This window comes from Sphingobium sp. KKT206, from assembly GCF_055640555.1.
The window spans coordinates 2,152,908-2,171,175 of sequence record NZ_CM145764.1 but is presented as its reverse complement, the minus strand read 5'-3'; the positions used below and the strand labels follow the sequence as shown (position 1 = coordinate 2,171,175).

General features: G+C 64.6%; 18 protein-coding genes. 11 read left to right on the top strand and 7 right to left on the bottom strand.

Annotated elements, in window-relative coordinates; translation table 11 throughout:
- Positions 1-237 precede the first annotated feature (237 nt).
- Entirely contained in the window at positions 238-2,049 is a 1,812-nt protein-coding gene (locus ACZ2HM_RS10365; protein WP_037475741.1) for a DUF885 domain-containing protein, read from the bottom strand.
- A 170-nt stretch (positions 2,050-2,219) separates the two neighbouring features.
- Between ACZ2HM_RS10365 and ACZ2HM_RS10360 the strand changes: the two genes are divergently transcribed.
- From ACZ2HM_RS10360 to ACZ2HM_RS10325, 8 genes are all read left to right on the top strand, one after another.
- Positions 2,220-2,906: a glutathione S-transferase family protein gene (locus ACZ2HM_RS10360; protein ID WP_037475739.1), complete on the top strand. Its 687-nt coding sequence runs from the start codon at positions 2,220-2,222 to the stop codon at positions 2,904-2,906.
- Between the two features lie 90 nt (positions 2,907-2,996).
- On the top strand, positions 2,997-4,448 hold the full coding sequence (gene leuC / locus ACZ2HM_RS10355) for a 3-isopropylmalate dehydratase large subunit (RefSeq protein ID WP_037475738.1): 1,452 nt from the start codon (positions 2,997-2,999) through the stop codon (positions 4,446-4,448).
- A 109-nt stretch (positions 4,449-4,557) separates the two neighbouring features.
- Entirely contained in the window at positions 4,558-5,151 is a 594-nt protein-coding gene (gene leuD / locus ACZ2HM_RS10350; RefSeq protein WP_037475736.1) for a 3-isopropylmalate dehydratase small subunit, read from the top strand.
- Positions 5,152-5,207: 56 nt separating this feature from the next.
- Entirely contained in the window at positions 5,208-5,531 is a 324-nt protein-coding gene (locus ACZ2HM_RS10345) for a DUF1476 domain-containing protein (protein WP_037475734.1), read from the top strand.
- 10 nt (positions 5,532-5,541) lie between these two features.
- Positions 5,542-5,775, top strand: a complete 234-nt coding sequence (locus ACZ2HM_RS10340) for a BolA/IbaG family iron-sulfur metabolism protein (protein ID WP_037475732.1) — start codon at positions 5,542-5,544, stop codon at positions 5,773-5,775.
- Between the two features lie 60 nt (positions 5,776-5,835).
- A complete protein-coding gene (gene grxD, locus ACZ2HM_RS10335; RefSeq protein WP_037475731.1) occupies positions 5,836-6,168 on the top strand; it encodes a Grx4 family monothiol glutaredoxin in 333 nt (110 codons plus the stop codon).
- A 163-nt stretch (positions 6,169-6,331) separates the two neighbouring features.
- The gene (locus ACZ2HM_RS10330; RefSeq protein ID WP_037478444.1) at positions 6,332-6,700 is read left to right on the top strand and encodes a BlaI/MecI/CopY family transcriptional regulator; all 369 of its coding nucleotides are present in this window, start codon (positions 6,332-6,334) and stop codon (positions 6,698-6,700) included.
- Positions 6,697-8,211: a M56 family metallopeptidase gene (locus tag ACZ2HM_RS10325; protein ID WP_470425162.1), complete on the top strand. Its 1,515-nt coding sequence runs from the start codon at positions 6,697-6,699 to the stop codon at positions 8,209-8,211. Before ACZ2HM_RS10330 ends, ACZ2HM_RS10325 begins: the two co-directional genes overlap by 4 nt.
- Before the next feature lie 10 nt (positions 8,212-8,221).
- On the opposite strand, the gene rsmA is transcribed toward ACZ2HM_RS10325, so the two are convergent.
- The 4 genes from rsmA to ACZ2HM_RS10305 all read right to left on the bottom strand — a co-directional run bounded on the left by rsmA (position 8,222) and on the right by ACZ2HM_RS10305 (position 13,786).
- Positions 8,222-9,058 carry a 16S rRNA (adenine(1518)-N(6)/adenine(1519)-N(6))-dimethyltransferase RsmA gene (gene rsmA / locus ACZ2HM_RS10320; RefSeq protein ID WP_470425161.1) on the bottom strand — a complete coding sequence of 279 codons (837 nt, stop codon included), beginning with the start codon at positions 9,056-9,058 and terminating at the stop codon, positions 8,222-8,224.
- Positions 9,051-10,019, bottom strand: coding sequence for a 4-hydroxythreonine-4-phosphate dehydrogenase PdxA (gene pdxA / locus ACZ2HM_RS10315; RefSeq protein WP_470426839.1), 969 nt, complete (start codon positions 10,017-10,019; stop codon positions 9,051-9,053). Before pdxA ends, rsmA begins: the two co-directional genes overlap by 8 nt.
- Before the next feature lie 31 nt (positions 10,020-10,050).
- Positions 10,051-11,436: a peptidylprolyl isomerase gene (locus ACZ2HM_RS10310; protein WP_470425160.1), complete on the bottom strand. Its 1,386-nt coding sequence runs from the start codon at positions 11,434-11,436 to the stop codon at positions 10,051-10,053.
- 85 nt (positions 11,437-11,521) lie between these two features.
- Entirely contained in the window at positions 11,522-13,786 is a 2,265-nt protein-coding gene (locus ACZ2HM_RS10305) for an LPS-assembly protein LptD (protein WP_470425159.1), read from the bottom strand.
- Between the two features lie 194 nt (positions 13,787-13,980).
- Here ACZ2HM_RS10305 and ACZ2HM_RS10300 point away from each other — a divergent pair, with 194 nt between their 5' ends.
- The 3 genes from ACZ2HM_RS10300 (at position 13,981) to ndk (ending at position 16,525) form a co-directional block, all read left to right on the top strand.
- Complete coding sequence (locus tag ACZ2HM_RS10300; RefSeq protein ID WP_037475715.1) at positions 13,981-15,426, top strand: leucyl aminopeptidase; 1,446 nt, start codon at positions 13,981-13,983, stop codon at positions 15,424-15,426.
- Positions 15,427-15,573: 147 nt separating this feature from the next.
- Positions 15,574-16,011, top strand: coding sequence for a DNA polymerase III subunit chi (locus ACZ2HM_RS10295; protein ID WP_037475712.1), 438 nt, complete (start codon positions 15,574-15,576; stop codon positions 16,009-16,011).
- Positions 16,012-16,102: 91 nt separating this feature from the next.
- The gene (ndk, locus tag ACZ2HM_RS10290; protein WP_037475709.1) at positions 16,103-16,525 is read left to right on the top strand and encodes a nucleoside-diphosphate kinase; all 423 of its coding nucleotides are present in this window, start codon (positions 16,103-16,105) and stop codon (positions 16,523-16,525) included.
- 70 nt (positions 16,526-16,595) lie between these two features.
- On the opposite strand, the gene ACZ2HM_RS10285 is transcribed toward ndk, so the two are convergent.
- On the bottom strand, positions 16,596-17,240 hold the full coding sequence (locus ACZ2HM_RS10285; RefSeq protein ID WP_069066028.1) for a hypothetical protein: 645 nt from the start codon (positions 17,238-17,240) through the stop codon (positions 16,596-16,598).
- 4 nt (positions 17,241-17,244) lie between these two features.
- Positions 17,245-17,919, bottom strand: a complete 675-nt coding sequence (locus ACZ2HM_RS10280; protein ID WP_037475703.1) for a glutathione S-transferase family protein — start codon at positions 17,917-17,919, stop codon at positions 17,245-17,247.
- Positions 17,920-18,268 lie beyond the last annotated feature (349 nt).

The following is an 18,268-nucleotide window of genomic DNA, read 5'->3' as shown; positions in this document are numbered from 1 at the left end:
GGCCGCTTTACGGGCCAGCTCGCGGGGGAATTCGACACTCCCTTCGCGGGTTTGGGTGGAAGGACTGGACGGCCCGGCGGGAAACTGCCGGGCCGTTTTTTCAACGTTGAAATCCTCCCCTGGAAGGGGAGGGGGACCGCGCCCGAAGGGCGTGGGGGAGGGGCGTCGCCCTATCGAGAGCGTGACACCCCTCCGTCTGGCCTGCGGCCATCCACCTCCCCCGCAGGGGGAGGATTTTTAGGCTATCCCCGCCCGTTGCCGCACCGTCTGCTTCAATATGTCGAGCGGCATGGCACCGAGCGTCAGCACGTCATGGAAAGCCTTGATGTCGAACGCGGCGCCCTGCTTCTTCTGCACTTCGGCGCGCAGGTCGTTCCAGACGGTGTGGCCGATCTTGTAGCTGCAGGCCTGACCCGGCCAGACGGTGTAGCGGTCGATTTCGCCCTGGCTGCGGCCGCGGGCGATGCCGGTGGTGGCGATCAGATAATCGGTCGCCTTTTCGCGGCTCCACCGTTTGACGTGCATACCGGAGTCGACGACTAGGCGGGTGGCGCGGAAGAGGAGCGACTGGAGATAGCCGACCTGGCCCAGCGGATCGCCGTCATACATGCCCATTTCGTCGGCGAGCTGTTCGGAATAGAGCGCCCAGCCTTCGCTATAGCCGCTATAGCCGCCGCGTCGGCGGATCATCGGGATGGCGTCCGATTCCAGTGCGACCGACACCTGGAGATGATGGCCCGGCACGGCTTCATGATGGGTCAGGGTCGCGAGGCCGAATTTGGGCCGGTCGAACGTGTCGCGCAGGTTAATATAATAGATGGCCGGGCGCGAGCCGTCGAGCGAGGCGTTCTGATAATAGCCGCCCGGTGCGCCCGCCTGGATGGTGACCGGCACGCGGCGGACCTCGACCGGGGCCTTGGGCACGGTGTTGAAGGCTTCGCCGAGGCGCTTTTGCATGGCGATGATCTGGACATTGAGTTGGGCGAGCAGCGCTTCGCGGCCGGGATCGGTGTTGGGGAAAAGCTGGTCGGGGCGCTTGTTCAGCGCGACAAGGCGATCGCCGACGGTCCCCTGGCTCATCCCTTCGCCTTTCAGGATCGTGTCGATCCGGGCGCTGATCTGCGCGACCTGATCGAGGCCGATCTGGTGGATTTCATCGCCGGTGAGCGCGGTGGTGGTGGCCGCTTCGGCGGCGGCGGCGTAGAAGGCCTCGCCTTCGGGCAGGCGCCACACGCCTGCGTCATGGGTCGCCTTGGCGCGGAGATCCTGCACCAGGGCGCGCTGACGGTCGAGCGCGGGGAAGATCTTGTCGGTGACGATCTTTTCGGCCTGCGCGGCGCGTTCGGGTGGCAGGCCGGCGGCGGCGAGTTTCTTTACGAAAGAGGCGACCAGGACAGTCTGCGCGGCGGGCTGGTCGCGCAGCGACGCCTGCATCTTGAGCGTCGTGTCGAGAATATAGTCGGGCGCGAACACGCCCTTGGCCGCGTCGGCCTTTTGCCGTTCCAGTTCGCCGTCCATGGCGGCCGGGAAGGCGTCGAGGCGGGCGAGATAGGCATCGGCGTCGGCGGCGTTGGCAACGCGATGCTGCGAATCGAGGAAATCGGGAATCTCGCGATAGCTGCCGGTCAATTGGCTCAGCACATAGGGGGCGTAGCGGCCCGCCGTCTCCCCATAGCCGAAGCGTTCGCCGCCGATCGCGCGGTCGAGCTGATAGGTGACGACGTCATGGTCGAGCTTCGAGGCGGCGCTGAGGGAATTGCGGTCGATGGTCGCGAGTTGCCTGGCCTGGGCCTTGCTGCGGGCGAGGTCGCGGGCGACCCCGGCGGCGGAGGTGTCGCTGAGCTTGCCGCGCAGCGCAGCACGCTCGCCGGTGTCGAGGCCAAGGCGGGTCGCCTGTTCAGGCGAGTCGGCGAGCCGTTCGTAGAAGAAGCCGTCGAGCATGGGGCGCAGCCGGGCGTCGGCGTTGCCGGACTGGGCGAAGGTGGGGGCGGCGGTGGCGGCGGTCAGCGCGGTGGCGCCGCTGGTGGCGAGAAATTGGCGTCGGTTCACGACTATGGGCTCCACAAATCGGGGAAGGGCGGCGAGGGGCGTCGCCCGTGATGCCCCCTTGTGCCGCGATCCCAAGGGCTTGGCTAGGGGCAGTCCGATGCAAAGCCACTGGCGCTATACGCTGCGATGTCGATGGGATATGCGACCCGCGCCTCCAAGGGAGACTTGCCATGGCCTACACACTCATCACCGCGAACCGCAATTATAGCAGCTGGTCGCTGCGCCCCTGGCTGCTGATGACCGCGCTGGGCATCCCGTTCATCGACCGGATCGAGCCGTTTTTGCAGCCGACCAACTATGCCGCCTTCCGTAGTTTTTCGCCGACGGGGCAGGTGCCTGCGCTGATCGATGGCGAGCGGACGGTGTGGGATTCGCTGGGGATCATCCTCTATCTCGCCGATCGCCATGCCGAAGTGTGGCCGCGGGACGAGGCGGCGCGGGCCTGGGCGCAGTGCGCGGCGACGGAGATGCATAGCGGCTTTGCGACGCTGCGGAATGATTGCACCATGAACATCGGCGTGCGGGTGGAGCCGCATCTGCCCTCGCCTGCGCTCAACAAGGATATCGCCCGGCTGACCGAGCTTTGGGCGGAGGGGCTTGCGCGCTTCGGAGGGCCGTTTCTGGCGGGGGACGTCTTTACCGCTGTCGATGCCTTTTACGCGCCGGTCGCCTATCGGGTGCGGACTTACGGGCTGGATGTCGGCCCGGCGGGACTGGCCTGGGTCGAGCATATGCTGGCGCTGCCCGCGATGCAGGCGTGGGAGACGGCGGCGCTCGCCGAAACCTGGCGCGAGGATAGCCATGAGGCGGAGATCGGCGCGGCCGGGCGCATCGTGGCGGATTATCGCGCGGTGTAACTTTCTTGCCTGCGTGGCGGAGAAAACAGAAGATAGCATCGGCTTTCCCCCTTTTCCCCCTGCCATTCCGGGTCTAGGGGGGGAGCCACTATGGTTAAACCCCGCACCCTCTATGAGAAGATCTGGGACGCGCATGTCGTGGAGCGTCGCCCGGATGGCACTTGCCTCATCTATATCGACCGGCATCTCGTCCATGAAGTGACGAGCCCGCAGGCATTCGAGGGGCTTCGTCTTGCCGGGCGCAAGGTGCGGCGGCCCGATCTGACGCTGGCAGTGCCGGATCATAACCTGCCCACGACCCCGCGTCGCGACGCCGATGGCAAGCGCATTCCGATTGCCGATCCGCAGAGCGCACAGCAGTTGGAAGCGCTGGAACGCAATGCGCCGGAATTTGGCGTCCGCCTGATCGGCGACGCCGATGTCGAGCAGGGCATCGTCCATGTGGTGGGGCCGGAACAGGGCTTCACCCTGCCGGGCACGACTTTAGTATGTGGTGACAGCCATACCAGTTCGCATGGCGCGCTCGGCGCGCTGGCGTTCGGGATCGGCACGTCGGAGGTCGAGCATGTGCTGGCGACCCAGACCCTGCTGCTCAAACAGTCGAAGACGATGGCGGTCGTGGTCGATGGCGAACTGGGCTTTGGCGTTACGCCCAAGGATGTCGCGCTGGCGATTTGCGGGCGGATCGGCACGGCGGGCGGCACCGGCTATGTCATGGAATATCGCGGCTCCGTGTTCCGCGACATGTCGATCGAGGGGCGGCTGACGGTCGCCAACATGTCGATCGAGGCGGGCGCGCGGTCGGGCCTGTTTGCACCGGACGAAACGACTTTTGCCTATTTGCAGGGCCGCCCGATGGCACCCAAGGGTGCGGATTGGGACGCGGCGGTCGCCTGGTGGCGCACGCTCGTTACGGATGAGGGCGCGGTGTTCGATAAGACCGTGGTGATCGACGCGGCTGACATCGTTCCAACCGTGACCTGGGGCACCAGCCCTGAAGATGTCGTCGCGGTGACAGGCGTGGTGCCCGACCCCGATAGTTTCGAGGATGCGTCCAAGCGGGCGGCGGCGCAAAAGTCGCTCGACTATATGGGGCTGACCGCCGGGCAGCGGATGGCCGACGTGGCGGTGGAGCATATCTTCATCGGCAGTTGCACCAATAGCCGGATCGAGGATCTGCGCGCCGCCGCCGCGTTGCTGGACGGGCGGCGGATCGCCAGCGGCATCAAGCATGCCATGGTCGTACCAGGCTCTGGCCTGGTCAAGCGGCAGGCAGAGGCCGAAGGGCTGGACCGCATCTTCGTGGCGGCTGGGTTCGAATGGCGCGAGCCGGGCTGTTCGGCGTGTCTGGGCATGAACCCGGACAAGGTGCCTGCGGGCGAGCGCTGCGCATCGACCAGCAACCGCAATTTCATGGGCCGTCAGGGACCGGGTGCGCGCACGCATCTGGTGTCGCCTGCGATGGCTGCGGCGGCGGCGCTCACCGGGCGTCTGACCGACGTGCGCGAATTATTGAAAGACCAAGAGGGGATGACGTTGTGAAAAAGATATTCTGGCTGCTGACGCTGGGCGCGCTGGCGAGTGCCGCGATGGCCGCGACGCTCGGCCGGGCCGAAGATCTGACCGCGGCGGAAGCCAAGCAGGCGCGCTGATGGAGAAGCTGACGACCGTCGAGGGGAAGGCCTATCCGTTCGGGATGAAGAATGTCGACACCGACATCGTCATCCCCTCGCACTGGCTCAAGACCATTTCGCGTACCGGCCTTGGCAAGGGCGCGTTCGAGGTGTTGCGCAAGGAGCCGGGAAATGTCTTCGACGATCCGGCCTATGCGGGCAGTCCGATCCTGATCGCGGGCGACAATTTCGGTTGCGGGTCGAGCCGCGAACATGCCGCCTGGGCGCTGGGTGACTTGGGCATCAAGGTGGTGATCGCGCCGAGCTTTTCCGATATTTTTTCGAGCAATGCGTTCAAGAACGGTATCTTGACCGTGGTCCTGCCGCAGGCGGCGATCGACCGGCTGATGGAGGTTGCGCGCACCGACGAGATCCATGTCGATCTGGAGCAACAGACGGTCACGACGCAGTTTCAGGATCGTTTCCGCTTCGAGATCGATCCCTTCCGCAAACATTGCCTGCTGGGTGGTCTGGATGAGATCGGCCTGACGCTGGGTGATGCGGACGGGATAGCTGTCTATGAAAAGAGCGTTGCGCAGGATCGCCCCTGGATGATCCCTGCCGTTGCGTAATCGCGCGCTTCTGCCTATCTGATTTTCGATATCCGCTTTGAACAGGGCTTTTGGGCATGACGACTTTCGACGATCGCGAACGGGCATTCGAAAACATGTTCGCGCATGACCAGGAAATGCAGTTTCGCATCCAGGCACGCCGCAACCGTTTGCTCGGCGAATGGGCCGCAGCCAAAATGGGCCTGACGCCCGAAGAGACCGACGCCTATGCGAAGGCCGTCGTACAGGCCGATTTCGAGGAAGCGGGCGACGAGGATGTGATCCGCAAGCTGGTGGGCGACATGACATCGGCCGGGATCGAGATTGACGAGCCGGGTGTGCGCGCCGCGCTGGAAGAGCAGGCGGTCGTCGCGCGCCGCATGTTCATCGAAGCGCAGTAAGGCCGCCGCGATGCCGATGGCCGCCGACGAAATTGCTGACATGATCCGCGCCGCCATTCCCGATGCGCAGGTCGAGATTACCGATCTGGCGGGGGACGGCGACCATTATGCCGCGCGCGTGGTGGCGGAAAGTTTCCGGGGGATGAGCCGGGTGGCGCAGCAACGCGCCGTCTATGCGTCACTCGACGGACGGATGGGGGGCGTACTGCATGCCTTGCAACTGACCACGGCGGTTCCCAACTAAGATCGCATGGATAGTATGCGTCGGCCTATCGCGACGCCAGACAGGAATGGACTTTCGATCATGACCGACGCCGTGCATCAGCGGATCGCCGACCTTGTGGGTGCCCATGACGTGGTGCTTTTCATGAAGGGCACGCCGCTCTTTCCGCAATGCGGCTTTTCCAGCCGCGCCATTGCGATCCTGGAGCATCTGGGCGTTGCCTATGACACGGTGGACGTGTTGCAGGACCAGGCCGTGCGGCAGGGGATCAAGGCCTTTTCCGACTGGCCGACCATTCCCCAGCTTTATGTGAAGGGCGAATTTGTCGGCGGCAGCGACATCATGATGGAAATGTATGAAGCGGGCGAACTGCACCAGCTGATGACTGATCAGGGCGTTGCCGCCGCGAGCTGATCGCGACGGATAAGGCGAGATTGAAGGAGGCGGTCCAGTGCGGGCCGCCTTTTTTGTGGCTGATGGGATTGGCCGCCGCTTCTTCGCTTTTCTCCGTTGACTACGCATGTAATCGATGCGATTACAGATGTAGTTGAACGGGAGGCGCAGGCGCGTGGCGGACATAAGCGACAAGATCAGCGAAGCCGAACTGGTGGTGATGGAGGCTCTGTGGGAACAGTCGCCGCAGACTGCCACCGATGTTGCCGACCGCGTCGCGGCCGCGCGCGACTGGAGCGTCCAGACGGTCAAGACTCTGCTGTCGCGGCTGATGGCCAAGGATATCATTGCCGCCGACCAGGATGGTCGCCGCTTTCTTTATCGGCCGATGGTGGCGCGCGATGATTATGTCGCGGGCGAGTCGGGGCGGCTGGTCAATCGCCTGTTCGGCGGTCGCATTTCGCCGCTGGTCGCGCAGTTGGCGAGCCAGGATCAGTTGACGGCGGAGGATATCGCCGAGCTGGAGGATATCCTTAAGGGGCTGAAATCATGAGCGTCTGGATCGTCGAAACGCTGATCGCCACCAGCTTGCTGATGGCGCTGGTGATGCTGCTACGCCGCCCGGTCGCGCGCTGGCTGGGGGCCGGGGCGGCGTACAGCCTCTGGGTCTTGCCGTTGCTGCGCATGGTTTTGCCGGTGCTGCCGCAGGAGGTGGCGGCGCCTTCGCCGCTGCATATCGCGGTCGACCAGTCGGGTCTGCCCGGATTGCTGGCGCTTTCAAATAACCCGCAAGCGGCCTCGGCATCAGGTTTCCCATGGCTGGAAACGGGGATTGCGCTCTGGTTCATCGGGTTGCTGGCGTTTCTGCTGTTCCAGGCGGTGGGCTATATCCGTTTCCGTCGCCATATGCTCGATGGCTCTATTTTGCTGGGGCAGGAGGGGCGTATCCGCACGATCGCCAGCCCGCAGGCATCGGGGCCGCTGGCCTTTGGCGTGTTGCGGCCGATGATCGTCCTGCCGGTCGATTTCGCGCAGCGCTATGAAGATCTGGAGCAGGAAATGGCGGTGGCGCATGAGCGCGCCCATCATGAGCGCGGCGACCTGCTGGCCAATATGATCGCGCTGCTGCTGCTTGGCATTCATTGGTGCAATCCGATCGCCTGGATCGCCTACCGCGCCTATCGCGCCGACCAGGAAACCGCGTGCGATGCGCGCGTCCTCTCTCTCTATGGCCGCGATCAGGCCCATGCTTATGGCCGCGCCATCCTCAAAGCCGCAGGCGGACGGCAATTTGTCGCCGCCTGTCATCTCAATCGCATTGCTACACTCAAGGGGAGGCTTGCCATGCTTTCGCACCATGAAATCTCGCTCCAGCGGATCAGCTGGGGCATGGCGGCTGTCGCCATCGTCACCGCCACCGGCCTCGCGCTCACCGCATCGGGCAGCCGCGCCGCGCAGCAAATGGCGGCGATCAGCGAGACCGTCGAATCCGCTGATCTGGCCCGGCTGGGCGATCTGGTCGCCCGGCCCGCCGCCGCCACCGTGCCGGAGGTGCCAGCCGTTGCAACCGTCCCCGATGTACCGACCGCTGCGACCATCGCGGCCGAAACCGCGCCGATGACGCCCGTGCCGCCAGAGCCGATCGTGCCTGCCGCCGACATGATCGCGCCGGTGCCGCCCGTGCCCCCCGCGCCGCCGGTGACCTGGCGCGAGGAAAAGGCGCGTATCAGCGCAAGTCGTGCCAACCAGTGGGGGCAGGCGCCCGCTATCCCGACCGAGGCGGACATTGCCCGGATGGTGCCGGTGGTGGATGTCCGCAAGGGTTGCGATGGCGACCGCACGGTCAGCCAGCGCGAGACGGTGGACAGCAATGGTCGCCGCGCCATCCGCATCCGCATCTGCGAGGCGCAGATCGAGGCACAGGCGCTGCGATCGGCCCGCGCGGAACTGATGAAGGCGCGGGCCGAAGCGACGCGCGCAAAGCATATGTCGGACCGCATTCGCGCCGAAGTGCTGCGCGACCTGGACGAGGAAATCGCGCAGATCGACGGTCAGCGCAACTGATTGCGCGCCGTTAGCGGCTGAGGATGCGGGCCACGGCTACGAAATCCTCGACGCTGACAGTTTCGGCGCGGCGCTGCGGGTCGATGCCCACCTCCGCCAGCGCGTCGAGCGCGCCGGGTAGGCCCTTGAGGCTTTGCCGCAGCATCTTGCGGCGCTGGCCGAAAGCGGCGGCGGTCAGCCGTTCGAGCATCTTGAGTTGGACGCCGTCCGGCGACGGTTTCGCGGTGATATGCACGACCGCCGACATGACTTTGGGCGGCGGGGTGAAGGCGCTGCGATGGACTTTCATCGCGATCCGCGCCTCGCTGCGCCACTGCGACAGGATGGCGAGACGGCCATAATGGTCGGTGCCGGGCTGAGCGACGATGCGTTCGGCCACTTCCATCTGGAACATGAGCGTCAGGCTGGACCACCAGGGCAGCGGCTCCCATGCCGCCGACAACCAGCCCACAAGTAAAGGCGTGCCGACATTATAGGGGAGGTTGGCGATGATATGCGCGCCCTCGCCAGCCTCGGCGCGGGCATCTATCTCCATCGCGTCGCCGGACAGGACACGCAGCTGGCCGGGAAAGGCCTCCTCCAGTTCAGCCAGCGCGGGCAGGCAGCGATGGTCGCGTTCGACCGCGACGAGTCGTGCGCCTGCGCGCAGGATGGCGCGGGTCAAGCCGCCGGGGCCGGGGCCGACCTCGAAGGCAGGCTGCCCATTCAACGGGCCGGGAATGGCGGCGATCCGGTCGAGCAATTGTTCGTCGAGCAGGAAATTCTGGCCCAGCGCCTTGCTGGCAGCAAGGCCATGGCGCGCGATTACATCGCGCAGGGGCGGCAATGCCGGGCGGGTGTCACCCATAAGCGATGCGGGCGCGGGCAGCGGCTTCGGCCATGCGGATGGCGGCGATCATAGCGCCCGGATTGGCGCTGTCGGTCCCGGCGATGCCGAAAGCGGTGCCATGGTCCGGCGATGTGCGGACGATCGGCAGGCCCAGCGTGATGTTGACGCCATCGTCGAAATTCAGCGTCTTGATCGGGATCAGCGCCTGATCATGATACATGCACAGCGCCACGTCATAGGTTTCGCGCGCGCGGGCGTGGAACATGCCATCGGCCGCCAGGGGGCCGACAATGTCTATACCCTCGGCGCGCAATTGCTCGATGGCAGGCCGGATGATCTCGATCTCTTCCCGGCCCAACGCGCCATTTTCCCCGGCATGGGGGTTAAGCCCAGCGACCGCGAGGCGCGGGCGGGCGATGCCGAAATTTTTCTGCATCCCCTTGGCCGTGGTGATGGCGCGGGCGCGGATCAGATCGATGGTGAGCGCGGCGGGCACATCGGCCAGCGCGATATGGATCGTGATCGGCACGACCTTGAGCGATGGTCCGGCCAGCATCATCACCGCATTATGGGCAGAAACGCCGCAGCGTTCGGCGACGAATTCGGTCTGGCCCGGATGGGTGAAGCCGACACCATAAAGCTGTTCCTTGCCCACCGGCGCCGTGACGATGCCAGCGGCTGAACCGGAACGGGCTAGGCCAACAGCGACTTCGAGTGCCTGAAACGCGATGCGCGCGCCATCGACGCTGGGCGACCCCGGCACGATCTCGCCCGCCTTGGCGATTTCGAGGCAGGGGAGGCCGGTCGCGAAGGCCGCCGTCGCTTCTTCGGGCGCACTGATCGGGATAATCGGGCCGAGCCACACCGCACGCAACGCGGCAGGGTCGCCTACCGCGAAGAAGGGGGCAAGTCCGCGTGCCTCACGCATGACCCAGCTTTTGGCGACGATCTCCGGCCCGATACCGGCCGGATCGCCCAGCGGCACCGCAAAGGGTGCTAAAGGGACGGCCTCAATTATATTCGATCACCGCATCGCGACGCAGATCGCGCAGATAGATGCGCGCACGTCGGTTAACCCGTTCCTCTTCCAGTTGCGCCTGGATCTGTTCGGCGTTGGGCGCATTGGCCGATGCCGGATCATCGCGACCGCAGACGATCAGCACGCGCACGCCTTCGGTAATGGACCCGAAGGGCGGGGTGGCCTCGCCGACCTGCAGGTTGAGGAGAATATCCTGCAACTGGGGCGGTAGGTCACGGATCTTTACATTGTCATTGTCGACCACATCGGCCCCGATCCGGGCACCGACTTCATTCGCCTGGCCGCAGCCCTTGATCTCCTTGATCGCGGCGGCGAAGCTGGCGGCCTTGGTGCTGGCCTGTTCCTTGGTCGTTCCCTTGGGGAAGAGGACCGAAAGCTGCTTCAAGCTGAGCAGCGAATCGCGCGGATCGGCGGTCAGCACCTTGCGCTTGTCCATGACGTAGAGCAGCGACACGCCGCCGACCGTTTCGATCGGGCCAGCGATCTGCCCGACCTGCATTTCGGCCGCCGCTTGCGCCAGTTCGGGCGGCAACTGTGCGGGGCGAACCCAGCCCAGATCTCCGCCGACCGCCGCCGTCGAGGCTTCGGAAAACTGGCGGGCATAGGCGGGGAAGCTGCCGCCCTGCTGAATCTGCTGAATGATGTTGCGCGCATTGGCGATGATCTGCGCCCGATTTTCCGGTGTCGCCGACAGATAGATTTCGCCGATCCGATATTCGTCGCTGCCCTTGGCGGCGTTCAGCCGGTCGATGACCGATTGCACTTCATCTTCCGACACATTGACGAAGGGCTGGACATTGCGACGGAGCAGGCGGCTCCAGGCCAGTTCGCCCTCGATCTGGCGCTTGATGCTGGCCGACGAACTGCCCTGCGTGCGCAGATAGGCTTCGAACTGGGTTGGCGACTGGCGGAAATTCGCCGCCACCCGTTCATAGCTTTGCTGGATTTCGGCCGGATCGACCTTGATGTCGTTGGCGGCGGCTTCCTGAATCTGGAGCGTTTCGTCGATCAGGTTGCGCAGCACTTGCAGACGCAGCCGTTCCTTTTCTTCCGCTTCGACCTTGCCGCCATTGGCGGTGATGATCAGCGCGAGGCGCTGATCGATGTCGGTGCCGGTCAGGATGCGGCCGTTGATGATCGCCGTTGCCTTGCGCACATTGGGATCGCTCTTGCCAAAGACGGTGACTTCCTTTGGCAGGTTGAGCTGCTGGTTCGCGACATCGCCACCGTCATCGACGGTCTGTGCGACGACACCTTGCACGCCCATGCTGAGCAGCGCGCTGGAGGCGAGCGCCGTGCGCAGGCCGGAGCGCAGGGAATGGCGGATGCGGTAAGGCAGGGGAACCAGGGGCAGCATCGTCGGCAAAAATCTCCAATACGGTCCTGCGCCAATGCGCGGGGCCGCCTTAACCAGTCCTGACGGGACGCGGGAAGGCTGATCCTTATATGCCAATATTGCGGAAAGCTAGCCGTAGCTGGAAGCCATTGCCCTTTCGCGCGTCGCCATTGGCCACATAATCGCGGCGCCAGGTGAGGCCAAGCGTCAGGCAATCATCCTCATAAGCGACGCCCAGCCGGTGGCGCACCGGTTCATAGCCGTCCGCCGCGCTCAACGGATCTTCCTTGGCATCGGTTAGGTCGATGACGGTCGATCCGAACACCGACCAGAAGCGCGCAAACTGCACCCGGCCGCCCAGCCGCACTTCCTCGCGGTCCTGCAGATCCTCCAGCGTGTCGTCGGCATCGCGGTTGAGGCGCAGATAGCCGACCATGAAATAAGTGCTTTTGCTGCCGACCGTCGCATCGACTTCGTTGCGGCGGACCGCCAGATTGTCCTTGTCCGCGCGGAAGCGGTGGGTGAGGCTGATGAAATCCTTGTAGCGTGCGGTTACCCGGCCGACGATGTCGGATGTGCGACCCGACAGGCCGGTGCCGTCGGGCAGGATATTTTCCCGGCTGTCCAGGCGATAGCTTTGCCCGACGATGCTCTGGAGCGAGAAGTCGGGGAGATCCAGGCCATATTCCAGGCCATAGGTGATGCGGGTCGAATCCTCGAACCGATCATAGCCAGCGAAGCGATTGAGCGCGAAGAGGTTGCTGTCTTCCAGGTCGACCGCGCGGGCGTCTTCATTGGGCAACGACAGATTGGCGAGACGTGGTGCAGCGACGATCTGGATGCGGGGCGCTATGCGCTGCACCCCGCCGAATGCTTCGCCCACGAAGGGCCAGCGCATGTCCACGGCCGCCGCCGCGATCCCGCGGCCCTGCCAGCCCGGACTGCCCGCATAGGTGTCGACGGTGGTCAGATCATTGTCGCTGCTATGATAGACGTCGCCGCGCAGATAGCCGGTGAAGGTCACTTCCTGGCCAAGGCCGGTCAGGGTGCGCAGATTCCATTCGGCCGCGGCAAAGGCGCGCTGCGTGTCCTGCCCATGGGTGCGGGTGATAGCCAATGTGTTGGCCTGCAATTGCAACACACCGCCGAGCAGCGGGTCTTTCAGCCGCAGTCGATAGTCGATCAGCGGCAGGGCGATCGGGGTCTGGCCCTGCGAATCGCCCGCGCGCAGCGTCTGCACCGCCCAGCCGCGAATCGAGAAATAGCTGTTGTCGCCGATCCGCTGTGCGCCAAGGGTCGATCGGAGCCGATCGTCGCGGCTGATGTCGTAGCGGCGCAGGAAGGTGCGGTCGGAGGCGAAGCGGATCGATCCGTCCAGGCTCCATTCCGGCGTCAGCTGCATCGCCCCGGTGGCGTCGATATAGCCACGAATATCTTTTTGCGCGTCGACCGGGGTGGTGCCGATCGGGCTGTCGCCGGTCGCGACGCGGCTGCCATAGGTGAGGAAGCCGGTGGCTTGATAGGCGCCGCGATCATAGAGATGGCGGTAGTTTGCCTCCAGCATGGGCAGCGCATTGGTATAGACATGCGGCGTGACCGTCAGGTCGCGGTTGGGCGCGAGCTTGAAGAAATAGGGCAGCGCGACTTCGAAACCGTTATTACGGTCATAGCGCAGATTAGGCATCAACAGACCGCTGCCGCCCGCTTCGCCGACCGGATGAGAGAGGCCCGGCAGCGGGATCAGCGGCAGGCCGAACAGTTCGATATTGGCGTTGGTATAGCTGACCCGTTCGCGCCTGGGATCGTAGATGACCTTGACCGCATTGATCTGCCAGGTCGGTTCCTTGGGGCAGCCCTTGCTGTCTTCCACCGCGCAGCCGGTATAGGCGGCGCGGTTGAGCGTATAGACGCCATTGACGCGCGTGCCCGTCGCCGATGCCAGCCGCCCGCCCGACTGCAGCACCAGCAGCATATTGTCGACCATGCCGTCCTTGAGCGTGTCGGTTACGTCGAACCGGTCGCCATAGGCGATATTGCCCTCCGCATCGGTGAGCGAGACATTGCCCAGCGCCTCGACCTTGCCGGTATCGCGGTCCCACACCACCTTGTCGGCGCGCAGGCGGTTGCCCTCGCGCAGCAACTGGACGTTGCCGCTGGCGGTGACGACTTCCTGATTGCTGTCATATTCGAGCGCGTCGGCGGCGAATCCGATCTGGTCGTCATTGGTGGGCACGGGCGCATCGGGCGCGCTGATGGGCGTTGGCGGCTCGTTGAGTTGCTGGGCCAAAGCCTGCGGGGCCAGCGCCAGCAAGGGCAAAGCGCTGCCCAGCAACAAAGCGGAACGAAACGGGAAAAGGGGCGTGACCAACAAAAAGAGCCTCAAAACGGGGGCGCATATCGTCCCGCCTATCGCATTGCTTCGCCCGCGCCGCAATCATGCGACCATGGTCTTTTGCGGTAAATCGGTCGAACGGCTTTGCCAGACACGGTTCGCCGCACTATCTGACGAACATCAGCGGGCCAGACGCCCCCAAAGCCGTCCCCATAGCAAGAAAAGGTCCATCCATGGATATCGCCTTCAGCCCGACCCGTCCCGACACCGACAGCCTGGCCTTTGCCGTTGCCAAGGGCACGCTGCCCAGCCTGCCGCTCGCCGCGTCCGCGACGCTGGTGGCGGGCGCCGCTGCTGCGCGCTTCACCGGTGAAGCCGGGTCGAGCTTCGAGAGTTTCGTGGAAGAAGGCGGCAAAATAGTGCGCGTCGTGCTGGTGGGCACCGGCAGCGGCAGCGACGCCGACATGGAGCGGGCGGGTGGCGCGCTCACGGCCAAGCTGCTGAGCAGCGGCGCGACTCATGTCGCGGTCGAGTTCGTCGGCGACGTGACGGGCGAAGGCGCGGCGCGCCTCGCTTTCGGCGCCCTGCTTCGTAGCTGGCGGATCGACACCTATCGCACCAAATTGGCCGAAAAGGCCAAGCCCACGCTGGAGACGGTGACGATCGTGTCGAGCGATGCAGGCGCGGCCTGGGATCGTTGGGCAGCGGTGGCGGCGGGCGTCGCCTTCACCCGTGAACTGGTGTCCGAACCCGCCAACATCCTCTATCCCGAAAGTTTCGTGGAACGCTGCCGCCACCTCGCTGACTTGGGCATCAAGATCAGCGTCCTCGATCGCGCGGCGATGGAAGAATTGGGCATGGGGTCGCTGCTCGGCGTGGCGCAGGGGTCGGTGCGCGAAGCGCGACTGCTGGCGATGGAATGGGACGGCACCGGCGGCACGGCGGACAAGCCGGTCGTGTTCGTCGGCAAGGGCGTGACCTTCGACACCGGCGGCATCTCGATCAAGCCGGCGGCCGGCATGGAAGACATGAAGTGGGACATGGGCGGCGCTGGCGCGGTCGCGGGCGCGATGAAGGCGCTGGCCGGGCGCAAGGCCAAGGCGCATGTCGTGGGCATTTGCGGGCTGGTCGAAAATATGCCCGACGGCAATGCGCAGCGGCCGGGCGACATCGTCACCTCCATGTCGGGGCAGACGATCGAAGTGCTCAACACCGACGCCGAAGGGCGGCTGGTGCTGTGCGATGCGCTGACTTGGGCGCAGAAGACCTACTCGCCGGAGGTCGTCATCGATCTGGCGACGCTGACCGGCGCGATCCTGGTGTCGCTGGGCGACCAATATGCGGGCCTCTTCTCGAACGACGATGGCCTGTCCGATGACCTGGTTGCGGCGGGCAAGGCGAGCGGCGACGAATTGTGGCGTTTCCCGCTGTCCGACGCCTATAACAAGCTGATCGACAGCCCGATCGCCGACATGAAGAATATCGGCGGACGCTATGCCGGATCGATCACCGCCGCGCAGTTCCTCAAGCGCTTTATCGATGATGGCGTCAAATGGGCGCATCTCGACATTGCGGGCATGGTTTGGTCCGACAAGCCCGGCGCGACATGGGACAAGGGCGCGACCGGCTATGGCGTGCGCCTAATCGACCAATTGGTGGCGGACAAGTTCGAGCAGTAAGATGCCCCCACGCCCGTTCGGGCTGAGCTTGTCGAAGCCCTGTCCTTCTGCGCAAAGAAGAACAGCCCCCTTCGACTGCCTGCTAAGGCAGGCGCTCAGGACAGGCTTAGACAGGCTCAGGGCGAACGGGGTTAGGATTTTACGATCATGCAGGTCGATTTCTACCAGCTAAACCGCGATCCTGTCGAACAGGTGTTGCCCGCCATCGCGGCGCGCATCCTGGGGCTGGGCGCGCGGCTGCTGGTGGTGGCGGATACGGCCGATCGGCGGGAGCGTATATCGCAGGGGCTATGGGCCGGGCCGCCTGAGAGTTTCCTCGCCCATGGGCAGGCGGGCGAGGGGAATGAGGCGGTGCAGCCGATCCTGCTCGCCCCGACCTGCGACGCCCCCAATGGCGCGCGGCATGTCGCGCTGGCCGATGGCGTGTGGCGCGACGAGGCGCTGGAATTCGAGCGGGCCTTTTATTTTTTCGACGCCGATACGATCGATGGTGCGCGGGCAAGCTGGCGGACCCTGTCGAAGCGCGACGGCGTCGAGCCGCGCTTCTGGCGGCAGGAGGGCCGCAAATGGGTGCAGGGGCCATAGCGCGGCCTTTGGCTTCAAACCTCTTGCAGCGCAGCACGGCCCCGTCTAAAGGCGCGGCCAGCATTTCCACCCATTCGGAGTATCGAGGGCCATGGCCGTCACGCGCACCTTTTCCATCATCAAGCCCGACGCGACCCGTCGCAACCTGACCGGCGCCGTCACCAAGATGCTGGAGGAAGCCGGCCTGCGCGTCGTCGCTTCCAAGCGCATCCGCATGAGCCGCGAACAGGCCGAAGGCTTTTACGGCGTCCACAAGGAACGCCCCTTCTTCGCCGATCTCGTCGCCTTCATGATTTCCGGCCCTGTCGTCGTTCAGGTTTTGGAAGGCGAGAATGCTGTGCAGCGTAACCGCGACATCATGGGCGCGACCAACCCCGCCAATGCCGATGCGGGCACGATCCGCAAGGAACTGGCCGAATCGATCGAAGCCAATTCGGTCCATGGTTCGGACAGCGAAGAAAATGCCGCGACCGAAATCGCCTATTTCTTCAAGCCCGAAGAAATCGTCGGCTAAAGCCCCGATCCTTTCGAGCGGAAAAAGCCCGGTCCTTCCACGAAGGGCCGGGCTTTTTCGTGGAGCCGCGTCAGTTGCGCGCGGTGACGACGGCCGCCCAGCGCGCATCGACGCGCGTGGCGGGGGACTGACCCATCTCGCGCGTGACGAGCGACAGGCCGCGCAGTGTCACGTCATGGCCCGACAACCAGCGACCCGATATGCCATAGCCAATATCATAGATGGCGCGATCTTCGCGCGCTTCGCCATTCACCACGAAGCGGGTGGTGATGAACACGGGCAGCTTTTCGTCGCCCACGCTATTGTCGGGCAGCTTGGCCTTGTCCCGCGCCCGCTTGAGCGCATTGTCGAACCAGCGTGCCTCGATACGCGCTTCGCCCGTGGTGGATACGGCCGCAATATTCAGCGCGGTGGGGAAGAGGAAGGTCTGGCTCTGGACGATCTGGTCGGCAGCGGCCGGGGTCAATAGCAGCCGGTCGTCGCCATCGGCACGGGCGTTGAGTATCAGCTTCGCCGCGCGGACGGAGGCCTGACGGCTTGCGATCGCCTTTTCCGCGCGCTCGTCCTGCTTGTCCGACCAATTGAGATAGAGGGTCAACCCGGAGATACTGACCGCCAGCAGCGCCAGCATTTCGCCGAGCGTGATCCAGCGGCGGCGAATCGCGGCGGCTTCAGCGGCGCGTTGTTCGGTGGGGGTATCGGGCGTGTCCGTCATTGCCTCACGTCACCTGCGGCGGCACCTCGAACTTGTCGATTACCCAGTCCTCCGCCTGCGCGCCGCCGATCCATTCCTGCATCCAGGGATGGGCGATGATCGCCTGCATATAGGCCTGGGCGAAGCGGGCGACGGGCAGTTGGTAGGTGATAAAGCGGGTGACGACCGGCGCGAACATCACATCGACCGCGCTGAACGCCCCGAACAGAAATTCGCCCTCGCCACCATGGCGCGCACGGGCCTGCGCCCAGAGCTGCATCATGCGGAAAATATCCTGCGCCACCGCTTCGGAGGGCGGCACGGCGTCGTAGATGCGGCGGATGTTCATGCTATGCTCGCGACGCAGCGCGGCGAAGCTGCTGTGCATTTCCGCCGCCATCGACCGGGCCATGGCGCGCGCGGCAGGGTCTGTCGGCCAGAACAGGTCGCCGCTGGTCTTTTCATTGAGATATTCGATGATGGCGAGGCTGTCCCACACGACGATGTCGTCGCCATCCCACAAGATCGGCACCTTGCCGGAGGAGGGCGCGAACTCGTCGCCCTCGCGCCGTTTCTCCCACGCCTCGTCATAGAGGGGGACCACGACCTCCTCAAAGGGCAGGCCCGACAGCTTGCACGCCAGCCAGCCGCGCAGCGACCAGCTCGAATAGGCCTTGTTACCGATAAACAGCTTCATCATGCCGCCCCTCTTAGCCGGGAGCGGCGCGGCAAGTCGAGCAGGAAGAAGGAGTTGGAGCCGAGCCGGAATCCAATCCACGATGTTTCTGTTTTTATTTTCAAATATGTAATGAAAATGAGATGGTTAATAAGGCCCCAGTTCGTTCTTGCTGGAATCGGGAATCACATTGGGTTCCCAATTACTTACCGCAAGTCCAGGCACAAGGGAACGGACCATGAATGGAGCGAGGTAGCAGTGAATGCCCGGCGCTCATCGTCGCGCGACAGATCATCTTCTTTACGACAATGCAGCCGACGACAGACGTAAAAAGGACGCGGCATCTTTATCCCGCGCCCTTTCCTATGCGATG